Origin of the sequence: Pseudomonas sp. SCPG-7 (assembly GCF_002156405.1) — a bacterium.
Classification (GTDB): Bacteria; Pseudomonadota; Gammaproteobacteria; order Pseudomonadales; family Pseudomonadaceae; genus Aquipseudomonas; species Aquipseudomonas parakoreensis.
Genome location: NZ_MVOO01000010.1, coordinates 222414 through 245310 on the forward strand (window position 1 = coordinate 222414; position 22897 = coordinate 245310).

Here is a 22897-nt window from a genome sequence, read left to right on the forward strand (position 1 = left end):
AGATCAAAAGATCGCAGTCTGCAGCAGCGCCGACATGGGATTTCCTGTAGGCGCTGCCGCAGGCTGCGATCTTTTGCTTTTGCCTTATGCTGTCTCTTTCTTCGGCTCGCGAATCTTGTACCAGGCCACATACAGCGCTGGCAGGAACAGCAGGGTCAGCAACGTCGCAACCACGATCCCGCCAATCATCGCGTAGGCCATCGGCCCCCAGAACACTTCCCGGGCAATCGGAATCATGCCCATGCTCGCCGCCGCAGCCGTCAGCAGGATCGGCCGACGCCGGTGCTCGGTCGCTTCCACCACCGCATCCCACGGCGTATAGCCCTTCTGCTCGAACTCATCGATCTGCGTCACCAGAATCACCGAGTTGCGGATGATGATACCGATCAGTGCAAGGATCCCCAGGATCGCCACGAAGCCCATCGGCGTACCGGTCGGCACCAGCGCCAGCACCACGCCGATCAGACCCAGCGGCGCGACACTTGCCACCAGGAACATCTTCTGCACGCTGTGCAACTGGATCATCAGGAAGGTCGCCATCAAAAACAGCATCAACGGCAGGACCTTGGCGATCGGTCCCTGGGCCTTGCCGCTTTCCTCGACCGTACCGCCCGTGGCGACTTTGTAGCCGACCGGGAGTTTTTCAGCGAACGCATCAATCGACGGCTTGAGCAGTTTCACCAGGTCGGTCGGCTGGATCTCGTCGCGCACCGAGGCCTTGATGGTGATGGTCGGCAGACGATCACGACGCCACACCAGCGGTTGCTCCAGCTCATACCGCACGGTGGCGAAGGCCAATAGCGGAATCGACGTGCCGTTGGGTGTGACGATCTGCAGGTTCTGCAGGGTTTCCGGGGTGCCGCGTTCGGAATCCACCGCGCGGCCGACGACATTGATCAGGTAGATATCGTCATCGACCTGGGTCAGTGGCGAGCCGCTGACGATGCTATTCATCAGCTTCGCCACGTCTTCCGAGGACAGCCCGAGCTGACGCGCCTTGTCCTGGGCAATGTCGATGCGCAGCACTTTGCCCGGCTCGTTCCAGTCGTAAATGATCTCGCCGATGTGTTCGTTCTTGTCCAGCTCGGTCGCCAGATCAATGGCGTGCTTGCGCACCTGATCGATGTCCTTGCCGCTGACCCGATACTGGATCGGGCGCCCCACCGGCGGGCCCATTTCCAGCGCCTGCACGTAACTGCCGATGCCGACGAAATCCTTGTGCAAGCGTTCACGCAAGCGTTGGCTGAGGGCTTCGCGGGCCTCGAAGTCTTTGCTGACGATCACCAGTTGCGCGTAGTACGGGTTCTGCAATTGCTGGTCGAGCGGCAAGTAGAAACGGATCGCGCCCTGACCGATGTAAGTGCTCCAGCGCACGATGTCCGGGTCGCCCTTGAGCGTGGCTTCGAGCTTGTCCACGGCCTTGCGGGTTTCGTCGATCGAGGCGTTTTGCGGCAGGTTCAGATCGACGAGGATTTCCGGGCGATCGGAGGACGGGAAGAACTGATTTTGCACAAAGCGCATGCAGAACACCGCCAGCACGAAGCACAACACGGTGATGCCGATCGCCCACCAGCGGTTGCGCATCGACCACAGCAAACCGTGGTTGAATGCCCGACCAATGCGTCCCGGCTCGCCCTCGTGAGGTTTCACATTGGTGCTGAGGATGTGCACGCCGATTACCGGTGCGAACAGCACCGCGACGATCCACGACACCAGCATTGCCACCGCGATCACCGCAAACAGGGTGAAGGTGTACTCACCAGCGGAGCTGGCGTTGAGGCCGATCGGCACGAAGCCGGCAACGGTCACCAGCGTACCGGTGAGCATCGGGAACGCCGTCGAGGTGTAGGCAAACGTAGCCGCCTGCTCTTTGGTCTCGCCCATTTCCAGACGCGTGACCATCATCTCCACGGTGATCATCGCGTCGTCCACCAGCAGACCGAGGGCGATGATCAGTGCACCGAGGGAAATCCGCTGCATAGTGATGCCGCTGTATTCCATGAACACAAACACCATCGCCAGCACCAGCGGAATCGAGCACGCCACCACCAGCCCGGCGCGCACGCCAAGACTGATGAAGCTGACCACCAGCACGATGATCACCGCTTCGAACAGCGCGCTGGTGAAGCCACCAACCGCCTCTTCCACCACCACTGCCTGATCGGACACCGTATGGACGCCGACGCCAACCGGCAGATCAGCGGTGATCTGGTCGATCCGCTGGTGCAACGCCTTGCCGAATTCCTGAACGTTGCCGCCCTTCTGCATGGCAATCGCCAGACCGATTGCCGGCTTGCCGTCGAAACGGAATTCCGGCGTGGCCGGGTCAACATAACCGCGACTGATGTCGGCGATATCGGCCAGACGATAGAAGCGCTCATTGAGTTTGAGATTGACCTCGGCCAGATCCTTCTCCGACGCGAACTGCCCTGAAGTACGCACCGAAATACGCTCAGGCCCGGCCTCGATCACACCCGCCGGAGTCACGGCGTTCTGCGATTGCAGGCTCTGCACCACCTGACGCTGATCGATGCCCAGTGCCGCGAGCTTGCGGGTGGAGAAGTTCAGGTAAATCACTTCGTCCTGCTGGCCGATCATCTCGATCTTGCCCAGACCCGGCACGTTGCGGATCTCGGCGCGGGCCTGTTCCACGTAGTCGCGCAACTGGCGCATGGTCAGGCCGTCGGCGGTAAACGCGTAGACCGAGCCGTAGACGTCACCGAACTCATCGTTGAATCCGGGCCCCTGAATCCCTTGGGGAAACTGTCCGCGAATGTCATCGATCTTCTTGCGCACCTGGTACCAGATTTCCGGAATGTCCTTGGCGCTGGTGGTGTCGCGCAGGTACACGTAGACCGTCGATTCACCGGGGCGCGTGTAACTTTTCACGTAGTCGAGAGAATCGAGCTCCTCGAGTTTTTTCTCGATGCGGTCGGTGACCTGCTTGAGGGTTTCCTCCTGGGTCGCGCCCGGCCATTTGGTCTGGATGACCATGGTCTTGATGGTGAACGAAGGGTCTTCTTCACGCCCCAGATTGAAGTAAGAGAACACCCCCATCAGCAACGCGACGAACATCAGGTACCAGACGAACGACTGATGCTTGAGGGCCCATTCGGAGAGATTGAAAGAGCCTTTCATTGACTGTCCTCGTCGAGTTTCACGGCTTGTCCGGGTTTAAGACTGTTGACGCCTGCGCTGACCACGCGCTCGCCAGATTTGACGCCGTCGGCCAGCACCACGGTGCCGTCGGTACGGCTGATCACGCTGACGTCACGGGGCGCGACGGTTTTGCTGGAGGTGTCGACCACCCAGATGCGGGTCTTGCCATCGGCTTCCTGCAGGGCAGTGGCAGGCAACTCGATACGCGGCTTGATCGCCGAACTGAGGGTCACGCTGATCGCCGTACCGAGGCGAAACCCCTCCGGGGTGCTGGCCAGGGTCAGCCGCGCGCGGCGGGTGCGCGTGGCGCTTTGAGCCTGCGGTTCGATCTCGCGAATGGTCGCGGTGGTATTGATGCTCGGGTCGAGTTGCCCGGCCACCAGAAACACCACGTCGGCGGGGATCTGATCAACCAGTGTGTCCGGCAGGTCGATCACCGCTTCCTTGATGTCCGGTTGCGCCAGAGTCACCACTTGCTGGCCGGCGGTCACCACTTGGCCGGCTTCGGCATTCCATGCGGTGACCACGGCTTTGTGGTCGGCACGCAGTTCGGTGTAGCCGAGCTGATCCTTGCTCTGGTCGACCGCCGCCCGTGCCTGATCGAGCGAGGCCTGGGTGGTTTTCAGATCGGTGATGGCGATGTCCAGTTGTGCCTGCGCGCCCACCCCACGATCAAACAGCGCCTGCTGACGCCGGGCGTTGGCCTGGGCGTTGATCAGTTGCGCCTGCACCTTGGCCAGATCGCCCTGGGCCGAACGCAACTGGTTCTGTTGATCGGAGGGGTCGAGCGTGGCGAGCAACGTACCCTTTTGCACCTCGGTGCCGACATCGACGTTACGGCTGGCAATACGTCCACCGACGCGGAAACCGGTGTTGCTCTCGTAACGCGCCTGAATGCTGCCGGCGAAACGCCCGAGGGTTTCCTCGTTCAGCGCCTGTACCTTGATCGACAGCACGGGTCGTACCGGCTCCGGAGGTGGCTCGCTTTTCGAGCAGGCGGCCAGCAACACACTGATGGATAACAGCCCCAGACGCTTCATGGCTGTGCTCCCGGTTGCAGATCCTTGTAGGTGTTTTCGGCGATCTCGACTTTCATGCCCGGATGCAACAACTGCCCACCCGCGACAATGACTTTTTCCCCGCCTTTGAGACCGTCGCTGATGATCACCTTGCCGATCAGGTAGCGGCTGACAGTGATGTTGTGCAACTGCGCCTCGCCCTTGTCGTCAACCATCCACACGGCCGGATCGCTGATGTTTTTGGTCAGCGCCGACCATGGCAATTCCACCGCCGACTTGCCGCTGCCCTTGGCCGTGGCGCTGACCACCGAGCCGAGCTGCATGCCCTGCGGCAGGCTGTCGAGGGTGACTTTGACTTGTACCGTGCCAGACTGCGCCGACACTGCCGGAGTGATTTCGCGCACCGTGCCGGTGGTCTTGATCGCGGGATTATCGAGCAGGCTGACGACAATCGAGCGATCGGCAGGACGTTCGGCCAGCAGCGATTCGTAGACGTTGAACACCGCGTCGCGATCGCCATCGCGGGCCAGTTTGAAAATCGGCGCGGTCGCCTGGACCACCTGGCCGACCTCTGCCTGGCGTTCAGTGATAATCCCCGGGGCATCGGCGATCAGCGCGGTGTAGCTCAGTTGATCCTTGGCATTGGCCAGTTGCGCCTGCGCCGCGCTCAAGGCGCTCTGGCTGCTGCGCAAGGCGGCTTGGGCGGAGTCGAATTCGCTCTGGCTGGTGTAACCCTTGGGCAACAGTTTCTGCTGACGCACGAACGCTGCGGCGCTCTGTTTGACCCGTGCCTGCTCGGCGATGACCTGGGCCTGAGCGGAATCGACGTTGGTCTGCAAATCCTTGGGATCGAGTTTGGCCAGCACTTGCCTGGCGCTGACCCGGTCGCCGACATCCACCATGCGCTGGATGATCTTGCCACCGACCCGGAACGACAGTTCGGTCTGCACCCGCGCCTGCACATCGCCGGTCAGGGTCACGGCAGCCGCGTAATCGGCAGGTTTGACCTCTTGCACAAAGACCCGTGGCAGGTACTCCGCCGGGGCTTCTTTCTTGCCGCAAGCGGTCAACAATGTGAGCAGGCTCAGCACGACAACTGTTTTCAATCCGGGACTCGCCATGCAGACTCCTTCCTGTGTACGAACGTGCAAGTGACGATACGACTGTGAGCTTAGAACAGGGTTCAACGTTCGCTCACGGGAATAACGCATTTTCCACATTGATTTCTGTGGCGAGGGAGCTTGCTCCCGCTCGACTGCGCAGCAGGCGCAAACCTTTCGAATCGGGGGTGGGGGCCGCTTCGCAGCCCAGCGGGAGCAAGCTCCCTCGCCACAGGGGTACAGGCACGACACACTATCGGCTCCGGCAAAGGAAACGCCCATGCTCAAGACCCTCGCGGTGGCCAATTACCGCTCGATCAACAAACTGGTGATTCCGCTGGGCCGGCTGAATCTGATCACCGGCCCCAACGGCAGCGGCAAGTCCAATCTCTACCGCGCCTTGCGCCTGCTGGCGGAGACCGCTCAGGGTGGCGTGGTCAATGCACTGGCCCGCGAGGGCGGGCTGGACTCGACGTTCTGGGCCGGGCCGGAAACCATCAGCCGACGCATGCGCAGAGGCGAAGTGGCGGTCGAGCCGACCGTGCGTCAGGGCGTCAAACGGCTGCGCCTGGGGTTTGCCGGGGAGGATTTCAGCTACTCCATCAGCCTCGGCCTGCCCGACTCCAACGGCCACTTCATGTTGCCGGGAGACACTCAGCCCAGCCCCTCGCGTTTCAGCCTCGATCCGCAGATCAAGCGCGAATGCATCTGGGCCGGCCCGCTCTATCGCCCGGCGAGCCTGCTGGTGGATCGCAACGGTGCGATGATCCGCGCCCGCGAAGCCCGCAGCTGGGACGTGCTGGCGCAGCACACACCGAATTTCGACAGCCTGTTCGATCAAATCGGCAGCCTGCGCAGTTCGCCAGAGGTGTTCCAGATGCGCGAGTTCATCCGCCGCTGGCGCTTCTACGACCACTTTCGCAGCGACGCCGACGCCCCGGTGCGCCAACCGCAACTGGGTACGCGCACGCCGGTGCTGCACCACGACGGTCGCGATCTGGCAGCCGCGTTGCAGACCATCAATGAAATCGGCGACCCCGAGGCGTTGCAGGCGGCGATCAGCGATGCGTTTCCCGGCGCACGGCTGAACATCGCACCGCTGGCCGGTGGACGCTTTGCCATCGAGTTTTTCCAGGAGGGGTTGCTGCGACCCTTGTCGGCGGCGGAGCTGTCGGACGGGACGTTGCGTTATCTGTTGCTGATTGCCGCATTGCTGACGCCAAGACCACCGTCATTGATGGTGCTCAACGAACCGGAAACCAGCCTGCACCCGGATCTTTTGCCGGCGCTGGCGCGCTTGATCATTCGCGCATCGGAACAGTGTCAGGTGTGGGTGGTGTCGCATGCACGGCGGTTGATTTCAGCGTTGCAGGAGGATCCGGAATGCAACTGCATCGTGCTGGAGAAAACCTTCGGCCAGACCGGAATTGTCGGGCAGCGGGTGCTGGATGAGCCGGCGTGGAACTGGCCGGATTGAAAGCGAAAAGATCGCAGCCTGCGGCAGCTCCTACAGGTTTCGCGTCGCGCCGTGATAGGGCGACAGGCGCTGTCCGTGTAGGAGCTGCCGCAGGCTGCGATCTTTTGCGCCTTAATTAATCAACCCTGCCACTTGCCACCCTCGACAATCACACTCTCAGGCCGGGTGTCATCGCTCAGCTCTTTGCGCACGTATTGGTCGTACAGCTTGAGCAGGTATTTCTCTTCACCCAGCTTCGCCAGTTCGCTGTTCACCCAGTCACGCAGCTCGACATTGCCCTTCTTCACCGCCGGGGCAATCGGTGCTTCGGCGCCGAGTTTTTCCTCCAGCACACGGTAGCCCGGGTTCTGTTTGGCCCAGCTGAACAGCACCAGATTGTCCTGCGCGTAGGCATCACCACGACCGTTGGCCAGGGCTTGCAGCGACTCGGAGTTTTTCTCGAACTTCAGCAGTTTCCAGTCCGGATGGTTCTTGGTCAGCCAGATATCGGCAGTAGTCCCGGTGGTCACGATGGTGGTGCGGGTGGCCAGGTCATCCAGATTTTTTACCGCGCTGGTTTGCGGCACCAGCGCCTGCACCGCGACCTTGAGGTTCGGGTTGGTGAATTCCACCGCTTCCTTGCGCTCCGGAGTCACGGTCATGTTGGCGAGGATCAGGTCGACCTTGTCGCTCTGCAGGAACGGAATGCGGCTCGCCGGCTCCACGGCAACAAACTCGACTTTGTTCTCGTCACCGAGCAGATCCTTGGCGAAACGCCGGCCGATGTCGGTGTCGAAACCGACGTAGCGCCCGGCCTCATCGACGAAACCGAACGGTGGCTTGTCGGTGAACACGCCGACGATCAGTTTGTCGCGGGCCTTGATCTTGTCCAGATAGCCGGCTGGCGCGGCGCTTTCGCTGGCGACTTTCGGCTTGGCCGGTTCTTCGGTTTTGCTGCAACCGGCAAGCAAGGCAAGGCTGAGCAGAGGCAGTAAAAAAGCGGCAGTTTTCATAGCGGTTCCAGTTCCTTTGTCGGATTCGTTTTTGGCAGTGTTGCAACGAAGGAGAACTTCTCCAGGAACTGCTGCGCGCGTGCGGTTTGCGGGTTCGTAAAGAAAATCTCGGGCGGGTTCTGTTCAAGGATGCGTCCGGCATCCATGAACACGATGCGGTCGGCCACTGCGCGGGCGAAGGCCATTTCGTGGGTGACGATCAGCAGGGTCATGCCCTCGCGGGCCAGGCCCTGAATCACTTGCAGCACTTCCTTGACCATTTCCGGGTCGAGGGCCGCGGTGACTTCATCGAACAGCATGACCCGTGGGTTCATGCACAACGAGCGGACGATGGCGATGCGTTGCTGCTGGCCACCGGAGAGCTGGCGCGGGAAGGCATCGCGTTTATCCGCCAGGCCCACGCGTTCGAGCAGCGCTTCGGCTTGCTGCTGCGCTTCACGGCGCTGGCGCTTTTGCACCTTGAGCGGGCCAAGCAATAAATTGTCGAGCACGCTCATGTGCGGAAACAGGTGATAACTCTGGAACACCATGCCGATTTGTTGGCGCACTTCGCGCCAGTCGGTGGCTTTGTCCAACAGTTCACGACCGACAAATTTCAGGCTGCCGTTGTGCGCTTCTTCCAGGCCGTTGAGGCAACGCAGCAACGTGCTTTTGCCACAACCGCTGGGGCCGAGAATGACGATCACTTCACCGCTGCGCACCTGCAGGTCGATGCCCTTGAGCACCTGCTGCTCGCCGTAGAATTTGTTGAAACCCTGAAACTCGATCAATGCGCTCATGCTTGCGTCCAGCGCCGCTCCAGCACGCGCGAGGCGGCCGACAGCGGGTAGCAGATGAAAAAGAAAAACAGAAACAGCGCGCCGTAGATCAGTACCGATTCGTAGGTGCGCTCGATGATCTGCTGGCCGACCTTGATCACATCGACCACGCCAATCAGCACCGCCAGCGAGCTGGTCTTGATGATTCGCGTGTAGACGTTGATGGTCGGTGGTGTCATGCGCTTCAGCGCTTGCGGCAGCAACACGTAGCCGTACAGTTGCGCAGCATTCAGGCCGATCGACAGCCCCGCCTCACGCTGCCCGCGCGGCAACGAATGCAGCGCACCGCGTGCCACCTCGCCAACCTCGCTGGCGCCCCACAGCGATAGCACCAGCACCGCGCACCAGAAGCTCGGCAGGCTCAGTCCGAAGAAAATCGGCAAGCCGAAAAACAGCAGGTACAGCCAGACCAGCACCGGAATCGCCCGGAACAGTTCCAGATAGATCCGCAGGATCGCGTTCAGCCACGTCACGTTGAGCGTGCGCAATACGCCGTAGAGCACCCCGCCAATGGTGCTGATGGCGATGCTCAGGAACGAAATCGACAAGGTTTGCCCGGCGCCTTTTGCCAATTGCGGCAACGACACCCAGAGCAGTTCAAGACCCGAACTGGCCATGCTGGAGCCTCCTTTCCAGACGGCTCAACAGCAGCGACAGCGGCAAGAACAGCAGCACGCAGATCAGCGTCAGCACGGCGAGCATTTCGTAGGTTTTGTAATAGAGCGCGATGTAGCTCTTAGTGGTGTAGAGGATTTCCGGCACCGCCACCGCCGAGACCACGGTGGTTTCCTTGAGCAGGAAAATGAAATTGGCGAACAGCGACGGCAGGCTGAGAATCCCCGCCTGCGGCAGGATCACGTAGCGCAGCAACTGGCCGTGGGACAGGCCGATGGAGCGCCCCGATTCCAGTTGCGCCTGCGGCACCGCATCGATGCCGGCGCGCAGTACCTCGGTGAGGTAGGCACCGCCAAGGAAAGTCATGGTGATGATTGCCGCGGTGAATCCGGAAACCTTGATCCCCAGCGCCGGCAAGGCAAAGTAGACGAAGAACAGTTGAATCAGCAGCGGCGTGTTGCGCGCCAGCTCCACATACAGGCCGACGGCGCGTTGCAGGTAAGGCGTGCGGAACACCAGAATCGTCGCGTTGAGCAGGGCCACCAGCAGCGACGTGCCGATGGCGATGAACCCGACTTGCAGCGTCACGCCCACAGCCTTGAGAAAGGCCGGCAGGGTACTGAGGATAAAGGCGTAGTCGAAAGTCATGAAGCATCCTGGACGTCGCTCGGTAAGCGACGGTCATGCAGTCCATGGACAGCGGGTAACTGTCCGGCAGGTGCTGACTTTATAGGTATAAAAACAAGAATTTAAATACCGTTAAAGCATATTGATATCACTCAAAAAACTACCCTGTGGGTTTGCCGGGAAGGAATAAGAAGGCTATTTTCCCTTGCGCTGTAGGAAGGATCTTTTTTGCGTGAAAGCCCTCCAAGGACGAACAGCTTTTGGCCAGACTCCCCCGGCCAAACCATTACAAGGAAGACAACATGGACGTAAAAGTGCCGCAGCGACTGGACCCGCAGGACATCGTGAAATTGCTCGTGGCGTTGCGCCGGGCGTTGAAGGCTCAGGTGGCCTGAGTTACCACACATCAAGATCAAAAGATCGCAGCCTGCGGCAGCTCCTACAAAAGATCGCTTTCCCCTGTAGGAGCTGCCGCAGGCTGCGATCTTTTGATTCTGGCTTTAGATCCTGTGGCGATCCCATAAATCGAGCACACACAAAAACGCCGATGACCCTCACTGGCCATCGGCGTTTTCATACCTTGAAGGGGTGGTTCAAGCGGCGGATCAGAACGCCGGCAGTACCGCGCCGTTGTACTTCTTCTCGATGAACGCTTTGACTTCGGGGCTGGTCAGGGCAGCGGCCAGTTTCTTGATGGCGTCGCTGTTCTTGTTGTCCTCACGGGCGACCAGAAAGTTCACGTAAGGCGAATCAGCGCCTTCGATCACCAATGCATCCTTGGTCGGGTTCAGCTTGGCTTCCAGCGCGTAGTTGGTGTTGATCATGTCCAGATCAACTTCCTTCAGCACGCGTGGCAGCAGGGCCGATTCCAGTTCCTTGAACTTGAAGTTGTGCGGGTTCTTGGCGATGTCTTTCGGGGTCGCCAGGGCGTTTTTCGGATCTTTCAGTTCGATCAGGCCCGCCTTCTGCAGCAGGATCAGGGCACGGCCGCTGTTGCTGCCCTCGTTCGGGATAGCGATGGTCGCGCCGTCAGGCAGATCAGCCAGTTTCTTGTACTTGCTCGAGTAGCCACCGAACGGTTCAACGTGCACGCCTTGAACGGTCACCAGGTACTTGGCCTTGTCGTCCTTGTATTTGCCGGCATTGAAGCTGTCCAGGTAGGGCTTGGTCTGGAAGTAGTTGGCATCCAGACGCTTCTCGCCCACCTGCACGTTCGGCTGCACGTAGTCGGTGAAGACCTTGATTTCCAGATCCACGCCTTCTTTGGCCAGGGTCGGTTTGATCAGCTCGAGAATTTCCGCGTGCGGCACCGGAGTCGCCGCCACCACCAGTTTCTCGCCGGCCTGGGCCAGGGAAGCAGTCAGAGCAGCCGCCAATGCGGTAAACAACAGAACCTTTTTCATGCAGTGTCCTTATCGAGAATCACGGTCGCGAATGGCGACGGCTATTAATACGTGTGCCAGTGAAGTGCTATCTCTGGCGTGAAGCGGACAATACCGGGATTTTTTATTCCCGGACAATAACGTTTATTCACGTTGATATTCCATTTTGTTCATACACGCGAGATAGACATGCAGGCGCTGCCGCAGGCTGCGATCTTTTGATTTTCAATGGTTTAAAAGCGCTGAAAGCAAGATCAAAAGATCGCAGCCTGCGGCAGCTCCTACACGAGGCCTGCGTTGTTCAGTAACTGCTTTAGCGCCTGCTGATCGGCGGCGGTGCCATTTTCCAGGATTTGTTTGATCTGGCTTTCGATCTGCACCAGCGTCTGTGGCAGGTTCAGGTGCTCCGGGAGGATTTCCTCGCCAGTGCTGACCAGCAGCGCGAAGTGAATGACATTTTCCAGCTCGCGGGTGTTGCCCGGCCAGCTGTGGCGTTCCAGCAGGTGCTGCGCGGCTTCGCTGATCAACGGCACCGGCAGATCAAGGCGCTGGCTGTAGATGCCGAGAAAGTATTCGGCCAACGACAGGATGTCGCCGATCCGCTCGCGCAGGGCCGGCAATTCCAGCTGACCTTCGCTGAGGTAGTGATAGAGCCGTTCGTGGAATTTTCCGGCGTCCACCGCTTGCGCCAGATCGATGCTGGTTGCCGCCACCAACCGCACATCCACCGGGCTCGGCTGATGCGCGCCGACGCGGGTGACTTCATGATTTTCCAGGGCGGCGAGCAGTTTGATCTGGATCGGCAGCGGCAAGTCGCCAATCTCGTCCAGATACAACGTGCCGCCGTTGGCCGAACCGAACCAGCCGGCACGACTGCTGGCCGAACCGGTGTAACTGCCGGCGGCATAGCCGAACAGTTCGGCATCGGCATAGGTCGGGCTGATCGCGCCGCAGTTGACCGAGACGAACAGACCGCTGCGATCACTGGCGCGGTGGATGTGGCGCGCGAGCAACTCTTTACCGGTGCCGGTCTCGCCACGGATCAATACCGAGATTGTCCGTGGTGCCAGGTGCTCCAGCTCTTCACGCAGTTGCCGCGAACGTGGATCAACGAAGACCAGCGCCTTGGCGCGGATGCTCAGGGGGCTTTTTTCCGCATCGGGAAAGGTCAGCAACGGCTGACCGAACGCTTCAAAACTCATGGCAGACTCCCGCCCACAACCGCCGGGAGACGGGGGCGATCAAAAAGAAAAAATACCACTCAAGCGCGACGCCGCGCGTGGTGTTCCAGGCGGTTTTGCAGGCGATAGAGGTAAGCGAAACCTTGCTCCCAGCGCTGGTGCCCGGACTTGACGTTGATGTGCCCGGCCCCGGCGAGAATCCCCGCCTCGGCGCCCCAATCGCGCGCCAGCTCCAGCGCACGTGGCGCGCTGACCGCGGCGTCGTTGTCGGAGGCGACGACCTGACTGGGGAAAGGCAGCAGGTCAGTCGGGATCGGTGCGAAGTTACGCAGCGCCGGTGCGCAAGTCGGGCGCTCGACATCCGCCGGAGCGACCAGCAACGCCCCGCGCACCTGCCGCAGGTATTGCACGGGCGCGGTAGCCGCCCAATGCGCAACGGTGACGCAACCCAGGCTGTGAGCAATCAGGATCACTGGCGTGCTGTCGGCGGCAATCGCTTCGGCCAGCGCCGCGACCCAGTCTTCACGGCGCGGCGTCAGCCAGTCGGCCTGCTCCACCCGGGCGCTGTTGGGCAGGCTGTTCTGCCAGTGGGTTTGCCAATGATCTTCTGGCGATCCTTGCCAGCCCGGCACAATCAGGTAACGGATTGATTCGTTGCGCATGGGGGAGCTCTCCTGCGTCGTGTCTGTTCCTGATCGAGTATAGGGACGGGATTTATATTCGTTAAGGAATAAGAAGCTATTTATTAAGACTCAAAAGAAATATCAATTGTTTTGTGCAGGAGCTGCCTAAGGCTGCGATCTTTTGCTCTTGTTCTTAAAATCAAAATCAAAAGATCGCAGCCTTCGGCAGCTCCTGCAGGGGTAGTTTTTGCGAGATAAAAAAAGGGCCGCACCCTGCCAAGGAGACGGCCCCGGAAAAACGTAAATCCTGTTACCGCGCGGTGATCACCGACAACTTGGTAATCCCCGCCCGCTCGATCGAAGCCATGGCCCGCGCCACTTCGCCGTAGTTCACCCCGTCGTCGGCCTGCAGTTGCACGCGGACTTCCGGGTCTTTCGCCTTGGCCGACTTGAGGTTGAATTCCAACAGGTCCGGCTGGATTTCATCCTTGTTGATAAACAGTTTGCCGGCACCGTCGATGCTCACCACCAGCGGGTCTTTCTGCTCGACCGGCGCCACGGCTTCGGTCTTCGGCAAATTGATCGGGATCGCATTGGTCAGCAGCGGTGCGGTGACGATAAACACCACCAGCAGCACCAGCATCACATCCACCAGCGGCGTCACGTTGATCTCGCTCAGCACCTCGTCGCTGTCTTGCGTGGAAAAGGCCATATCAGGACGCCTCCTTCACTTTTGTCGCGTTGCCCGGTGCCGACACCTTGTTTGCAGTCGGGTGGATCAACACGCGGAACGCACTCTTCTGCGCCAGGCTGTAGAAGTCGTGGGCGAAGTCATCCAGATCCGCCGCCGTCAGTTTCAGACGCCGCAAAAAGTAGTTGTAAACCAGCACCGCCGGCACCGCGACGGCGATCCCCACACCGGTGGCGACCAGTGCCGCACCGATCGGACCGGCGACTGTTTCCAGGCTCGCCGAGCCTGCCGCGCTGATGCCTTTGAGCGCTTCCATGATTCCCCACACCGTGCCGAACAGACCAATAAACGGCGAGGTGCTGCCAATACTCGCGACCACCGCCAGACCGGTTTCCAGCGAACGCCGTTCGCGCACGATCTGCTGGCGCAAGGCACGTTCGAGGCGATCTTGATGGTTGATCGCCTGGCTCAGATCATTGGCCTGCGGCGCCTCACCCACCTGAATCGCCGCGTAACCGGCTTGTGCCACCCGGGCCGCAGCGCCGGGTTGGGTTTCGCTCAACTCAGCGGCGGAGTCGAGACTCGACGCCGCCCAGAAGCGTTTATGAAACTTGCGATCCTGCGCCTTCAGACGACCGAACTGCACAGCCTTGAGCAGCGCCAGTCCCCAGGTGGCAACGGAAAAAACCACTAGCAGCCAGATCACCGCACTTTCGATGGATTCCAGTGGAGAGGCCAGTAACGTCATGATGTGTTCCCTCGTGTAAACATTTAGCGCGAATAGGTTTCGGTTTAATGAATCTTGAAATCGATGGGCACGCTGACCCAGCCGTCCTGGGCGACATCACCCTGCTTGGCCGGCACGAAGCTCCACTGTTTGACGGCGTTGAGCGCTGCGTCGTCGAGCTGCTGCCGGCCACTGCTTTTCTGAATCTGGATCTCGCCCGGCTTGCCATTGGCCAACACATGCACCCTTAACATCACCGTGCCTTCCCAGCCGCGACGCTGAGCCAGCGACGGGTATTCCGGCGCCGGGTTCTTCAAATACGCGGCGTTGGCCGAGGCCGGCGTTACCGGAGCCGGAGCCGCGGGTGCAGGTGGCGCTGGCGCAGCGACCGGGGCGGCCGGTTGCGGCGGCGCCGGTGGTTGCTCCACGGCTTTGGGTGCTGGCTTCGGCACCGGTTTAACCACCGGTTTCGGCTTGGGTTTGGGGATCGGTTTAGGCGGTGGCGGCTTCACCGCCAACTCGTCTTCAACCGGTGGCGGAGGTTCGACCACCGGCGCGGGCGGCGGCGGTTCAACCACGGGCGGCGCGGGTGGTGCCGGCCGCGAAAACTCGATGGTCATCGGCGGAATTTCCGGCGGCACGATCGGCAACGCCGGTGTCGGATGCTGATTGATCCAGTAGATCACCGCACCATGCACCAGCAGCGCCAGCACGCCGAGCAGGATCGCTTCACGACGGCTCAGAATGCCCTTGGGCGCGCGCTGCAAACGCAACTGCCCCAACGGCACACGATGGGGCCGGCCGAGATCGACCAATTCGCCACTCGGTGCCTGGCGCCACAGCACCTCTTGTGCACTGGCGGCGGTCTGGACATTGCCCATTGATTCACTCCCTGCGGTCTTTTTTGCGTTTTCTACACAACAGTCGATCCGCCGTTTGTTGAATCCCCCACGGCGAGTCGATGTGTGAATCATTGGGTTTGTCGCTTATCTCCGAAAGTAATCTTTAATGTTATGCATAGGCCTTTCTGGAATAAATGAGTTGATCAATTCCGCCAAAGCCGCGCGCCACAAGGGCTGCAGCGTTACGCTGCAAAACGCATGCTTTTCAGGCATTGAAAGTATTCATGCAACGCATCAAATTCGCCTGACCCGGTTTCATGGGACAACTAATACAAAATCGATAGTTGCCAATAAAACTCCGCCAACAAAAAGGCCGGAGCACTTTCGTGCCCCGGCCTGTTTAATTGACCGAACAATTATTGCTTGATGAACTCTCCTGCCAGCCCCACAACATCACCATCAAAGTTAGTACGCGAACCCACCGCACGAACTTTCGAATAGTTGTGGTCCGGCGAGAACAGCGTCCAGGACTGATAGCCAGTGCCATCATTCAGCGCCGCGAACGTGATGATCGTCGGCTGCCCGGTACTGTTCTGGAAATGGTAATGCCCGTAGGCGATGTCGTAGTTCACGCCGTTCTGGCTGAACTTGCCGCTGAAGGTGCCGTTGGAATCGTTACCATCGGTGATCGTCAGTTTGGCGCCAGCGTTAGCGTTTACATAATTGCCATTAATGCTCGACATAACGTGATTTCCTTTATCGTTGGATAAGTGTCTTCCGATGAGAGCAAGTTTCCTCCTGGAAACTCACGACACACAGGATGGTTGTCCATTGACTTATTGTCCACGGCACTTATCAACGATATTGCTATAGGCACTATTCATGTCGTTCATAACTTATTTCGAATCGGAAGAACCTTAATAACTAACGGCTGACTTGGGTTTGTTGCACACCGATGGCCGGCACCAGAACTGCCGTCTCCGAACGCGGCGCTCCCGCCGGCACCCAGTCATAACTCACAGGCAGCGCGCGATAGACCCAGTTGCTGATTGCGTCACTGCCCGGTGCCTTGCCCATATACGGGCTGACATATTCCCAGACGTTTTCACCGCTGGCCGTGACCTGGAAAAACCGCCCGTTCATGCCTTCGTCGATCAGCGTATTGCCGTTGGGCAAGCGTCGCGCGCTGCTGATGAATGAACTGTAGAAGGCCCAACCCGGCTGCTTCGAATTCGCTGCGCTGTATTGCCAGACGATTTGATTTTTCTGCGGGTCGATTTCCAGCACCCGCGAACCGGAAATCAGCCCGAGGGTGACGTTTGGATAGCCCGCCGAACCCTGGTTATCGAACACCAGCAGATTGCCCGCACCCGGGAGCCCGGCGGGGATGATGTGCGCGTCGTGCTGACCGACAAACTGATCCACCGGACGCGGTAATTTCTGTGCGGTTTTCGGGTTGATCAGCGGCAGGTTCGGGCCGAGGCGCCACACCACTTTGCCGCTGTGCTTATCGATGATCGCAATGAAGTTGGCGTTGCGCGAATCGAGCAACAGGTTGTCCGGATTGAAGCGTTTGTCGCCGGCATCGAACCACTTGTTCGGCCCGACCACGCTGAGGTTGTTGATGTGCAAGTAATCCGGATTATCGCTGGCGCGCACCAGTTTCAATTGCTCCGGGGTGAAGCCGAATTCGTTCAGGTGCTCCGAGGCCAGCCACTGCCATTTCACCGCACCGTCAGGACTGACTTCATAGATCGCATCGTCGATCACCTCAGGCACTTTGAAGCCTTTGACCTTATGCACCTTGTTCGCCAGCACCACCGTGTTGCCGTTGCTCAACCGGCGCTGATCGTGGTGTTGCTGTGCTGCGCCGCCAGGGGCCTTGTCGCCCCACTGCCAAACGACTTTGCCGTTCCAGTCCAGTTCACCGACGCTCTGATTGCCCAGACCGTTACCGGCGGAGCCGAGCTTGCCCGGATCCTTGTCACTCAGTTGCAACAGCACATGCCCGCGCGCGCCGCCGACCAGTTGCGGGTCGATGATCGCCGACGGGAAACCCGCCTGTGGCCAGGTTTTCACCTCGTTGCCGTTCATGTCGATCAAGTGGGTCTGCTTGTCGGCGCCACTGAAGATCACGTACTGGTTGAACGCTTTGTTCGGGTCATAGCGGGTGACGCCGGTCGGGTACACGCTGGGGGCGGCGAACACCCCGGTGCTTGAGACTGCGCCGGATAACAAAAGGGCTAAAGCGGTTTTGCCTGGCAACATGATGCAGCTCCTTGAATGACGGATCAGAAGTCGTAGCGACCGGTTACGCCGAGGGTGCGCGGCGTACCGAGCAGGCCTTCATAACCGCCGTTGCCGCCGGTCCACAGCGTCGTGTAATAGGTCTTGTCGAAGGCGTTTTTCAGCCACAGCGAAACGTCCCACTGGCCCTGATTGAAATCGCCACGCAGACCGGTGGACAGGTTGACCACGGCGTAGCTCGGGATCTGCCCGTAATCGGAATCCTCGACCGTGCCCACCGCTTTGGAGCGGAACGCGTAACTGCCGGTGACGTAGGGTTGCAGACCGTTGGCCAGATTCCATTCGTATTTGCCGTTGGCGTTGCCGATCCATTTCGACGCGCCGACCACCTGGTGGCCGCTGAGGTCGCAGGACGCCGGTGCGCCCGGTGCCTGGCTGACTTCCGGCGGGCACGGTGCATCTTTGTACGAAAGGTAGCTGACGTCGTTGTACGAGCCGTTGAAGTTCAGGGTCAGGCCGCGCAACGGGATCACCGTGCTCTCGAATTCGACGCCGCGCGAGCGCACAGAACCGGCGTTGGTCAGGTATTGCACGCGGTTGACGTCATCGTAGGCGTTGGTCTGGTAAGCGTTGACCTGAGTCCAGAACACGTTGGCGTTGAGTTGCAGACGCCGATCCCACAGCGTGCTCTTGAAGCCGAGTTCGGCGTTGTTGGCGCGTTCGGTGCCGATCAGCAGCGAGTCGGCGCCGGCGGTTGGCGCCGACCCCACCGCGAGGTTCACCCCGCCGGACTTTTCACCGTGAGACAGCGTGGCGTAGCCGAGCAGGTCATCGGTGATGCGATAGCTGAGGTTGAGCAGTCCGGACGGGCTGGAGCTGTACTGATTCAGATCGCCGGAATCGTAGGCACCCGTGCGTCCGCGTCGTGCGGTGGCCGCTGCGCCGGTGACAGTGGCGCCACCGACCGGCGCATCGCGGGTGACCCAGGCGTTCTTCTCTTCATAGGTACCACGCACCCCGGCGGTGAAGTCCAGACGCTCGGTGAGGTGCCAGGTGCCTTGGGCGAACAGGGCGAAGCTGTCGGTCTTGATGTGGCCGTTGCCGACGCTGCCGACGTTGGCCAGCGCACCGCGTGGCGTGCCGTTCCAGATGTCGGCCTGCGGGCCGTAATAGGCGAAGGATTTGTTGTCCAGATCCGAGCCGAAGTAGTACGCGCCCACCACGTAGTCGAAGAACTCGCCCTTGGGCGAGGCCAGGCGAAATTCCTGCGAGTACTGTTTGTCTTCGACCGAAACTCCGGCGTTGTAAGTCGCCGCAACGTTGAGACCGTCGTCGTTGGCCGGGGTGAAATTCCAGAAGCGATAGGAGCTGATCGAGGTCAGGGTGAAATCGCTCGGCAGCGTCCAGTTGGCCTCCACCGACGTGCCGCCCTGATGCACGGTGACGTGCTGGTCGTTGTCCAGATTGACCTTGCGGTGCGAGCCGTTGACCAGCGTCGCGCCGGCGGCATTGGCCCGCGATTGGTAGAGGTTGACGCCGTTGATGGTCGGTCCGGTGTTGTACAGCACGCGGGTGCCGGCGCTGGAGTCCTCTTCGTTGTAATCGCCGATCCAGCGCAGATTGAAATCTTCGTTGGGCTTGAACAGCAACTGCGCACGGAAGCCATCGCGCGAGCCACCGTTCAGGTCATGGCCGTTGTATTCGTTCTTGATGTCGCCATCGCTACGGGTGCGATAGGCCGAAAAACGTCCGGCCAGTTGATCGTTGAGCGGCCCGGAAATGGTGCCCTTGGTCTGGAAATACCCGTCCTCGCCGAACGAGGTTTCGATGCTGCGCTCAGGGGTGAATGTCGGCGCGCGGGTACTGATGTTGATCACCCCGGCGGTGGTGTTCTTGCCGAATAGTGTGCCCTGTGGCCCGCGCAGGACTTCGAGCTGTTCGATGTCCATCAGGTCGAACACCGCCATCCCCGGACGGCCCAGATAGACGTTGTCGATGTACAGACCGACGCTGCCTTCCAGACCGTCGCTGGCCGGGTTGTTGCCCAGGCCACGAATCGACACGCTGGACTGACGCGCGTGCATGTAGGCGACGTTGACGCTGGGCACCAGTTGCTGCAAATCCTGAATCCGGTAGACCCGCTGCGTCTCCAGCGTCTGACCGCTGACCACGCTCATCGGCGTCGGCACGTCTTGCGAACTTTCTTCGCGACGGCGGGTGGTGACGGTCACGGTTTCCAGCTGCGAGCTGTTGGCCGCGGGTTTACCGGCGGGAGCTGGCGGCGCGGTTTCGGCGTCGGCGGCGTAGCTGTGAGTCCAGCTGGCACTCCCCGCCAGCAACAGGGCCAGAGGCAGGCGTTTGAGCCGTCGTGGCGTTAAGGGTGACGCAAGGTTCAACGGACTCATGGCGCGGCTCCTGGTCAAAAAACACACAGACATCTTCAGTGCTGCATATTCTTTTCAGTTATTTATTTATGGATTTACAAATATTTACTGCATAAGAGATTGCCTTTATAAGGAGTCGACCTAATGCATATCCAATGCATTTCCCGGATATTTTTTATGTGAAAAATGCATATCGACTTGCGCCAACTTCGACACTTCATCGCCCTCGCCGAACAACGCAGCTTCGTCGCCGGCGCGCAGGCGGTGAACCTGTCGCAGTCGGCGTTCAGCCGCAGCATTCAGGCGCTGGAGCACAGCGTCGGCTGTCAGTTGGTTGATCGCGGGCGCAAGGAATTACCGCCGACCAAGCAGGGTCAGGTGTTGCTCGAACATGCGCGGCGACTGGTCAGTGGCGCGCAGCAGATGGCCAACGAGATCAGTCAGTTCAATGGGCTGGAGGCGGGCGAGTTGCGCTTCGGTTGCGGCCCGGCGCCGGCAGCCGGATTGATCCCGCGCGCGATCGGCGCGTTCATCGGGCGCTACCCGAAAGCGCGGGTGCAATTTCAGGTCGATGACTGGCAGAGCCTGAGCAAACGCCTGCTCAGCGAAGAGTTCGAATTCTTCGTCGCCGACACCCGGCACTTCGAAGCCGATCCGGATTACCTGACGTACCGTTTGCGACCGCGCAAATGGCATTTCTGCTGCCGCGCCGAGCATCCATTAGCGGCATTCGAACGGGTCTCGGCCGAGCAACTGATGAGTTATCCACTGGCCGTAAGCATCCGCCCGCCGAACCTGCGCAAGGTCATCGTCGACCTCAGCGGCCGCCCGGATTTCACCCCCAATGTCGAATGCGAAAACAGCTCGAGCCTGCTCGGCGTGGTGCAGCGCTCGGATGCCATCGGCATTGTTGGCGCGTATTCCGACGCACTGCATCAGGCCAAGGGCGAGCTGGTGTGTTTGCGGATCGAAAGTTTGGCCGATGACCTGGAGGAGCTGTACACCCGTTATGGGATTGTCAGTCGGGCGGGGTATCGGTTGTCGCCGCTGGCTGAGGCGATGATTGAGCAGATCAAGGCGATTGATGCGGTGGATGAGGAGGTTTGTTCACTCGAAAATTTAGCTGTCTGAGCTACCGCTATCGCTGGCTTGCCAGCCCCCACAAGTTCCGGGTTTTCACATCATTTTGGCTTGGCGCAAATCCTGTGGGAGCTGGCTTGCCAGCGATCGTGTCGAAACAGTCACCGATGCATCCACTGCATAAAACCCATTCCCCAAATGCACTTGCCGAACACCCCCGCCGAAAGCGACAACCCTCGCCTGTCTCTCTGACCGGTGAACCCCATGTCCAACCCGCAAAACCCTGTGCGCAACGTGCTGTACATCATGTGCGATCAACTGCGCCGCGATTACCTGTCCTGCTACGGCCATCCGCATCTGCACACGCCGAACATCGATCGCCTGGCCGCCGCTGGCGTGCGCTTCAGCCGTGCCTACACCCAGGGCACGATCTGCGGGCCGTCGCGGATGTCGGCCTACACCGGGCGCTACGTCAGCAGCCATCAGGTCGCATGGAACGCCGTGCCGTTGCCGCTGGAAGAACTGACCATCGGTGATTATCTGCGCCCGCACGGCATTCGCACTGCGCTGGTCGGCAAAACCCACGCCACGGCCAATGTCGATGCCCTGCAGCGTTTGGCGATCAACCCGGACAGCGCACAGGCCGAGGTGCTCAACGAAGTCGGTTTCGAACCGTACTTTCGCCACGACGGGATCTTCCCCGATGACCCGCTGTTCGACGACAAACGCGAATCCGCGCCCTACACCCATTACCTGCGCGAGCACGGTTTCGACGGGCGCAACCCCTGGCACGAGTGGGCCAACGCTGCCGAAGGCGAGAACGGCGAAATCCTCAGCGGCTGGCACATGCGCCATGCGCATTTGCCAGCGCGAATTCCCGAGCAGTTCTCAGAGACTGTCTACACTACAAATCGAGCCATCGACTTCATCACCGAACAAGGTGAGAAATCCTGGTGTTTACACCTCTCCTATATCAAACCGCACTGGCCCTATATCGTACCAGCGCCATACCACGCCTTGTACAGTACGAAATCGATTCTCGAAGCGGTCCGCGCGACGCCCTCCGAAGCCAGCAAACACCCCGTATACACGGCGTTTCGCCAGCATGAGGAAAGCCTCAACTTCTCCCGTGATTCAGTACGATTGAATGTAATCCCCACCTACATGGGCCTGATCAAGCAAGTGGATGATCAACTCGGTCGGCTGTTTGATTGTCTGCAGAGCAAGGGTCGTTGGGATGACACGTTGATCGTGTTCACCAGCGATCACGGCGACTTTTTGGGTGACCATTGGCTGGGCGAGAAGGAGTTTTTGCTCGAGCAAGCGGTGGGCGTGCCGTTGATCGTGCGCGACCCGCGTGCGGCGGCGGATATCACTCGCGGCACGGTGGATGAGCGGCTGGCGGAGACAATCGATGCATTGCCGACGTTTCTCCAGGCCCTGGGTTTGCCGGGCGCCGAGCATCGGCTGGAGGGCCGCTCGCTGATCCCGCTGTTGCACGGCGAAAATCCCGAGTGGCGCCGCTACGCCATCAGCGAATACGACTACGCCTTTCAGGCTCCGGCACGCGAGCGACTTGGCCAGCCGATCGACCGTTGCCGCATGACCATGGTGCGCAGCGAGCGCTGGAAATACCTGGCGTACGACGGCTTCCGGCCGCAGCTGTTTGACCTGCTGAATGATCCGCAGGAGTTGCGCGATTTGGGTGACGACCCGGCGTACGCGGCGGTGCGCGAGGAGCACGCGGTGTACCTGTTTGAATGGGTGCGCGGGTTGAAGCGGCGGACCACGATCAGTCATCAGGAGATCGATTTGCGCGGACAGCGGTTTCGCTATGGCGAGCCGGAGACCGAGAAGGTGGTGCAAATCGGTGTGTGGTAGTTAAAAGCATCGCTGGCAAGCCAGCTTGTATGCTGGGACTTGAAGGGAGGAG

At 60.1% G+C, this 22897-nt stretch carries 19 protein-coding genes; 3 read left to right on the plus strand and 16 right to left on the minus strand.

Going from position 1 to position 22897, the window contains the following annotated elements; translation table 11 throughout:
* Positions 1 to 84 precede the first annotated feature (84 nt).
* Genes B1722_RS19640 through B1722_RS19650 form a run of 3 tightly spaced genes read right to left on the minus strand, consistent with a single transcriptional unit; the run spans position 85 to position 5299 of the window.
* Positions 85 to 3138 (minus strand): efflux RND transporter permease subunit, encoded by a 3054-nt coding sequence (locus B1722_RS19640; RefSeq protein ID WP_041071156.1) that lies wholly within the window; start codon positions 3136 to 3138, stop codon positions 85 to 87.
* A complete protein-coding gene (locus tag B1722_RS19645) occupies positions 3135 to 4199 on the minus strand; it encodes an efflux RND transporter periplasmic adaptor subunit (protein WP_041071153.1) in 1065 nt (354 codons plus the stop codon). Before B1722_RS19645 ends, B1722_RS19640 begins: the two co-directional genes overlap by 4 nt.
* A complete protein-coding gene (locus B1722_RS19650) occupies positions 4196 to 5299 on the minus strand; it encodes an efflux RND transporter periplasmic adaptor subunit (RefSeq protein ID WP_086794017.1) in 1104 nt (367 codons plus the stop codon). Before B1722_RS19650 ends, B1722_RS19645 begins: the two co-directional genes overlap by 4 nt.
* A gap of 259 nt (positions 5300 to 5558) precedes the next feature.
* On the opposite strand from B1722_RS19650, the gene B1722_RS19655 reads away from it, so the two are divergent.
* Entirely contained in the window at positions 5559 to 6755 is a 1197-nt protein-coding gene (locus B1722_RS19655) for an AAA family ATPase (protein WP_086794019.1), read from the plus strand.
* 119 nt (positions 6756 to 6874) lie between these two features.
* On the opposite strand, the gene B1722_RS19660 is transcribed toward B1722_RS19655, so the two are convergent.
* The 13 genes from B1722_RS19660 to B1722_RS19720 all read right to left on the minus strand — a co-directional run bounded on the left by B1722_RS19660 (position 6875) and on the right by B1722_RS19720 (position 19905).
* Positions 6875 to 7747: a transporter substrate-binding domain-containing protein gene (locus B1722_RS19660; RefSeq protein WP_086794021.1), complete on the minus strand. Its 873-nt coding sequence runs from the start codon at positions 7745 to 7747 to the stop codon at positions 6875 to 6877.
* Positions 7744 to 8526, minus strand: a complete 783-nt coding sequence (locus B1722_RS19665) for an amino acid ABC transporter ATP-binding protein (protein ID WP_086794022.1) — start codon at positions 8524 to 8526, stop codon at positions 7744 to 7746. The genes B1722_RS19660 and B1722_RS19665 overlap by 4 nt, the downstream gene beginning before the upstream one ends.
* The gene (locus tag B1722_RS19670) at positions 8523 to 9182 is read right to left on the minus strand and encodes an amino acid ABC transporter permease (RefSeq protein ID WP_024011159.1); all 660 of its coding nucleotides are present in this window, start codon (positions 9180 to 9182) and stop codon (positions 8523 to 8525) included. The genes B1722_RS19665 and B1722_RS19670 overlap by 4 nt, the downstream gene beginning before the upstream one ends.
* A complete protein-coding gene (locus B1722_RS19675; protein ID WP_041071136.1) occupies positions 9163 to 9828 on the minus strand; it encodes an amino acid ABC transporter permease in 666 nt (221 codons plus the stop codon). Before B1722_RS19675 ends, B1722_RS19670 begins: the two co-directional genes overlap by 20 nt.
* A 584-nt stretch (positions 9829 to 10412) precedes the next feature.
* A complete protein-coding gene (locus B1722_RS19680; RefSeq protein WP_041071133.1) occupies positions 10413 to 11210 on the minus strand; it encodes a MetQ/NlpA family ABC transporter substrate-binding protein in 798 nt (265 codons plus the stop codon).
* A 260-nt stretch (positions 11211 to 11470) separates the two neighbouring features.
* Positions 11471 to 12391: a sigma 54-interacting transcriptional regulator gene (locus B1722_RS19685; protein ID WP_086794023.1), complete on the minus strand. Its 921-nt coding sequence runs from the start codon at positions 12389 to 12391 to the stop codon at positions 11471 to 11473.
* 59 nt (positions 12392 to 12450) lie between these two features.
* Positions 12451 to 13032, minus strand: a complete 582-nt coding sequence (locus B1722_RS19690) for an alpha/beta hydrolase (RefSeq protein ID WP_041071127.1) — start codon at positions 13030 to 13032, stop codon at positions 12451 to 12453.
* Between the two features lie 271 nt (positions 13033 to 13303).
* Positions 13304 to 13705 carry a biopolymer transporter ExbD gene (locus B1722_RS19695; RefSeq protein WP_003220570.1) on the minus strand — a complete coding sequence of 134 codons (402 nt, stop codon included), beginning with the start codon at positions 13703 to 13705 and terminating at the stop codon, positions 13304 to 13306.
* A gap of 1 nt (position 13706) precedes the next feature.
* Positions 13707 to 14432, minus strand: a complete 726-nt coding sequence (locus B1722_RS19700) for a MotA/TolQ/ExbB proton channel family protein (protein ID WP_041071117.1) — start codon at positions 14430 to 14432, stop codon at positions 13707 to 13709.
* Between the two features lie 44 nt (positions 14433 to 14476).
* Positions 14477 to 15292 carry an energy transducer TonB gene (locus B1722_RS19705; RefSeq protein ID WP_041071114.1) on the minus strand — a complete coding sequence of 272 codons (816 nt, stop codon included), beginning with the start codon at positions 15290 to 15292 and terminating at the stop codon, positions 14477 to 14479.
* Positions 15293 to 15669: 377 nt separating this feature from the next.
* Positions 15670 to 15996 (minus strand): hypothetical protein, encoded by a 327-nt coding sequence (locus B1722_RS19710; protein WP_003220553.1) that lies wholly within the window; start codon positions 15994 to 15996, stop codon positions 15670 to 15672.
* A 181-nt stretch (positions 15997 to 16177) separates the two neighbouring features.
* The gene (locus B1722_RS19715) at positions 16178 to 17521 is read right to left on the minus strand and encodes an aryl-sulfate sulfotransferase (RefSeq protein WP_086794025.1); all 1344 of its coding nucleotides are present in this window, start codon (positions 17519 to 17521) and stop codon (positions 16178 to 16180) included.
* A 23-nt stretch (positions 17522 to 17544) separates the two neighbouring features.
* Positions 17545 to 19905 carry a TonB-dependent receptor gene (locus B1722_RS19720; RefSeq protein ID WP_086794027.1) on the minus strand — a complete coding sequence of 787 codons (2361 nt, stop codon included), beginning with the start codon at positions 19903 to 19905 and terminating at the stop codon, positions 17545 to 17547.
* A 165-nt stretch (positions 19906 to 20070) separates the two neighbouring features.
* On the opposite strand from B1722_RS19720, the gene B1722_RS19725 reads away from it, so the two are divergent.
* Together B1722_RS19725 and B1722_RS19730 are read left to right on the plus strand one after the other, a co-directional pair.
* A complete protein-coding gene (locus B1722_RS19725; protein ID WP_086794028.1) occupies positions 20071 to 21015 on the plus strand; it encodes a LysR family transcriptional regulator in 945 nt (314 codons plus the stop codon).
* A gap of 213 nt (positions 21016 to 21228) precedes the next feature.
* Positions 21229 to 22845: an alkaline phosphatase family protein gene (locus tag B1722_RS19730; protein WP_041071102.1), complete on the plus strand. Its 1617-nt coding sequence runs from the start codon at positions 21229 to 21231 to the stop codon at positions 22843 to 22845.
* Positions 22846 to 22897: the final 52 nt, after the last annotated feature.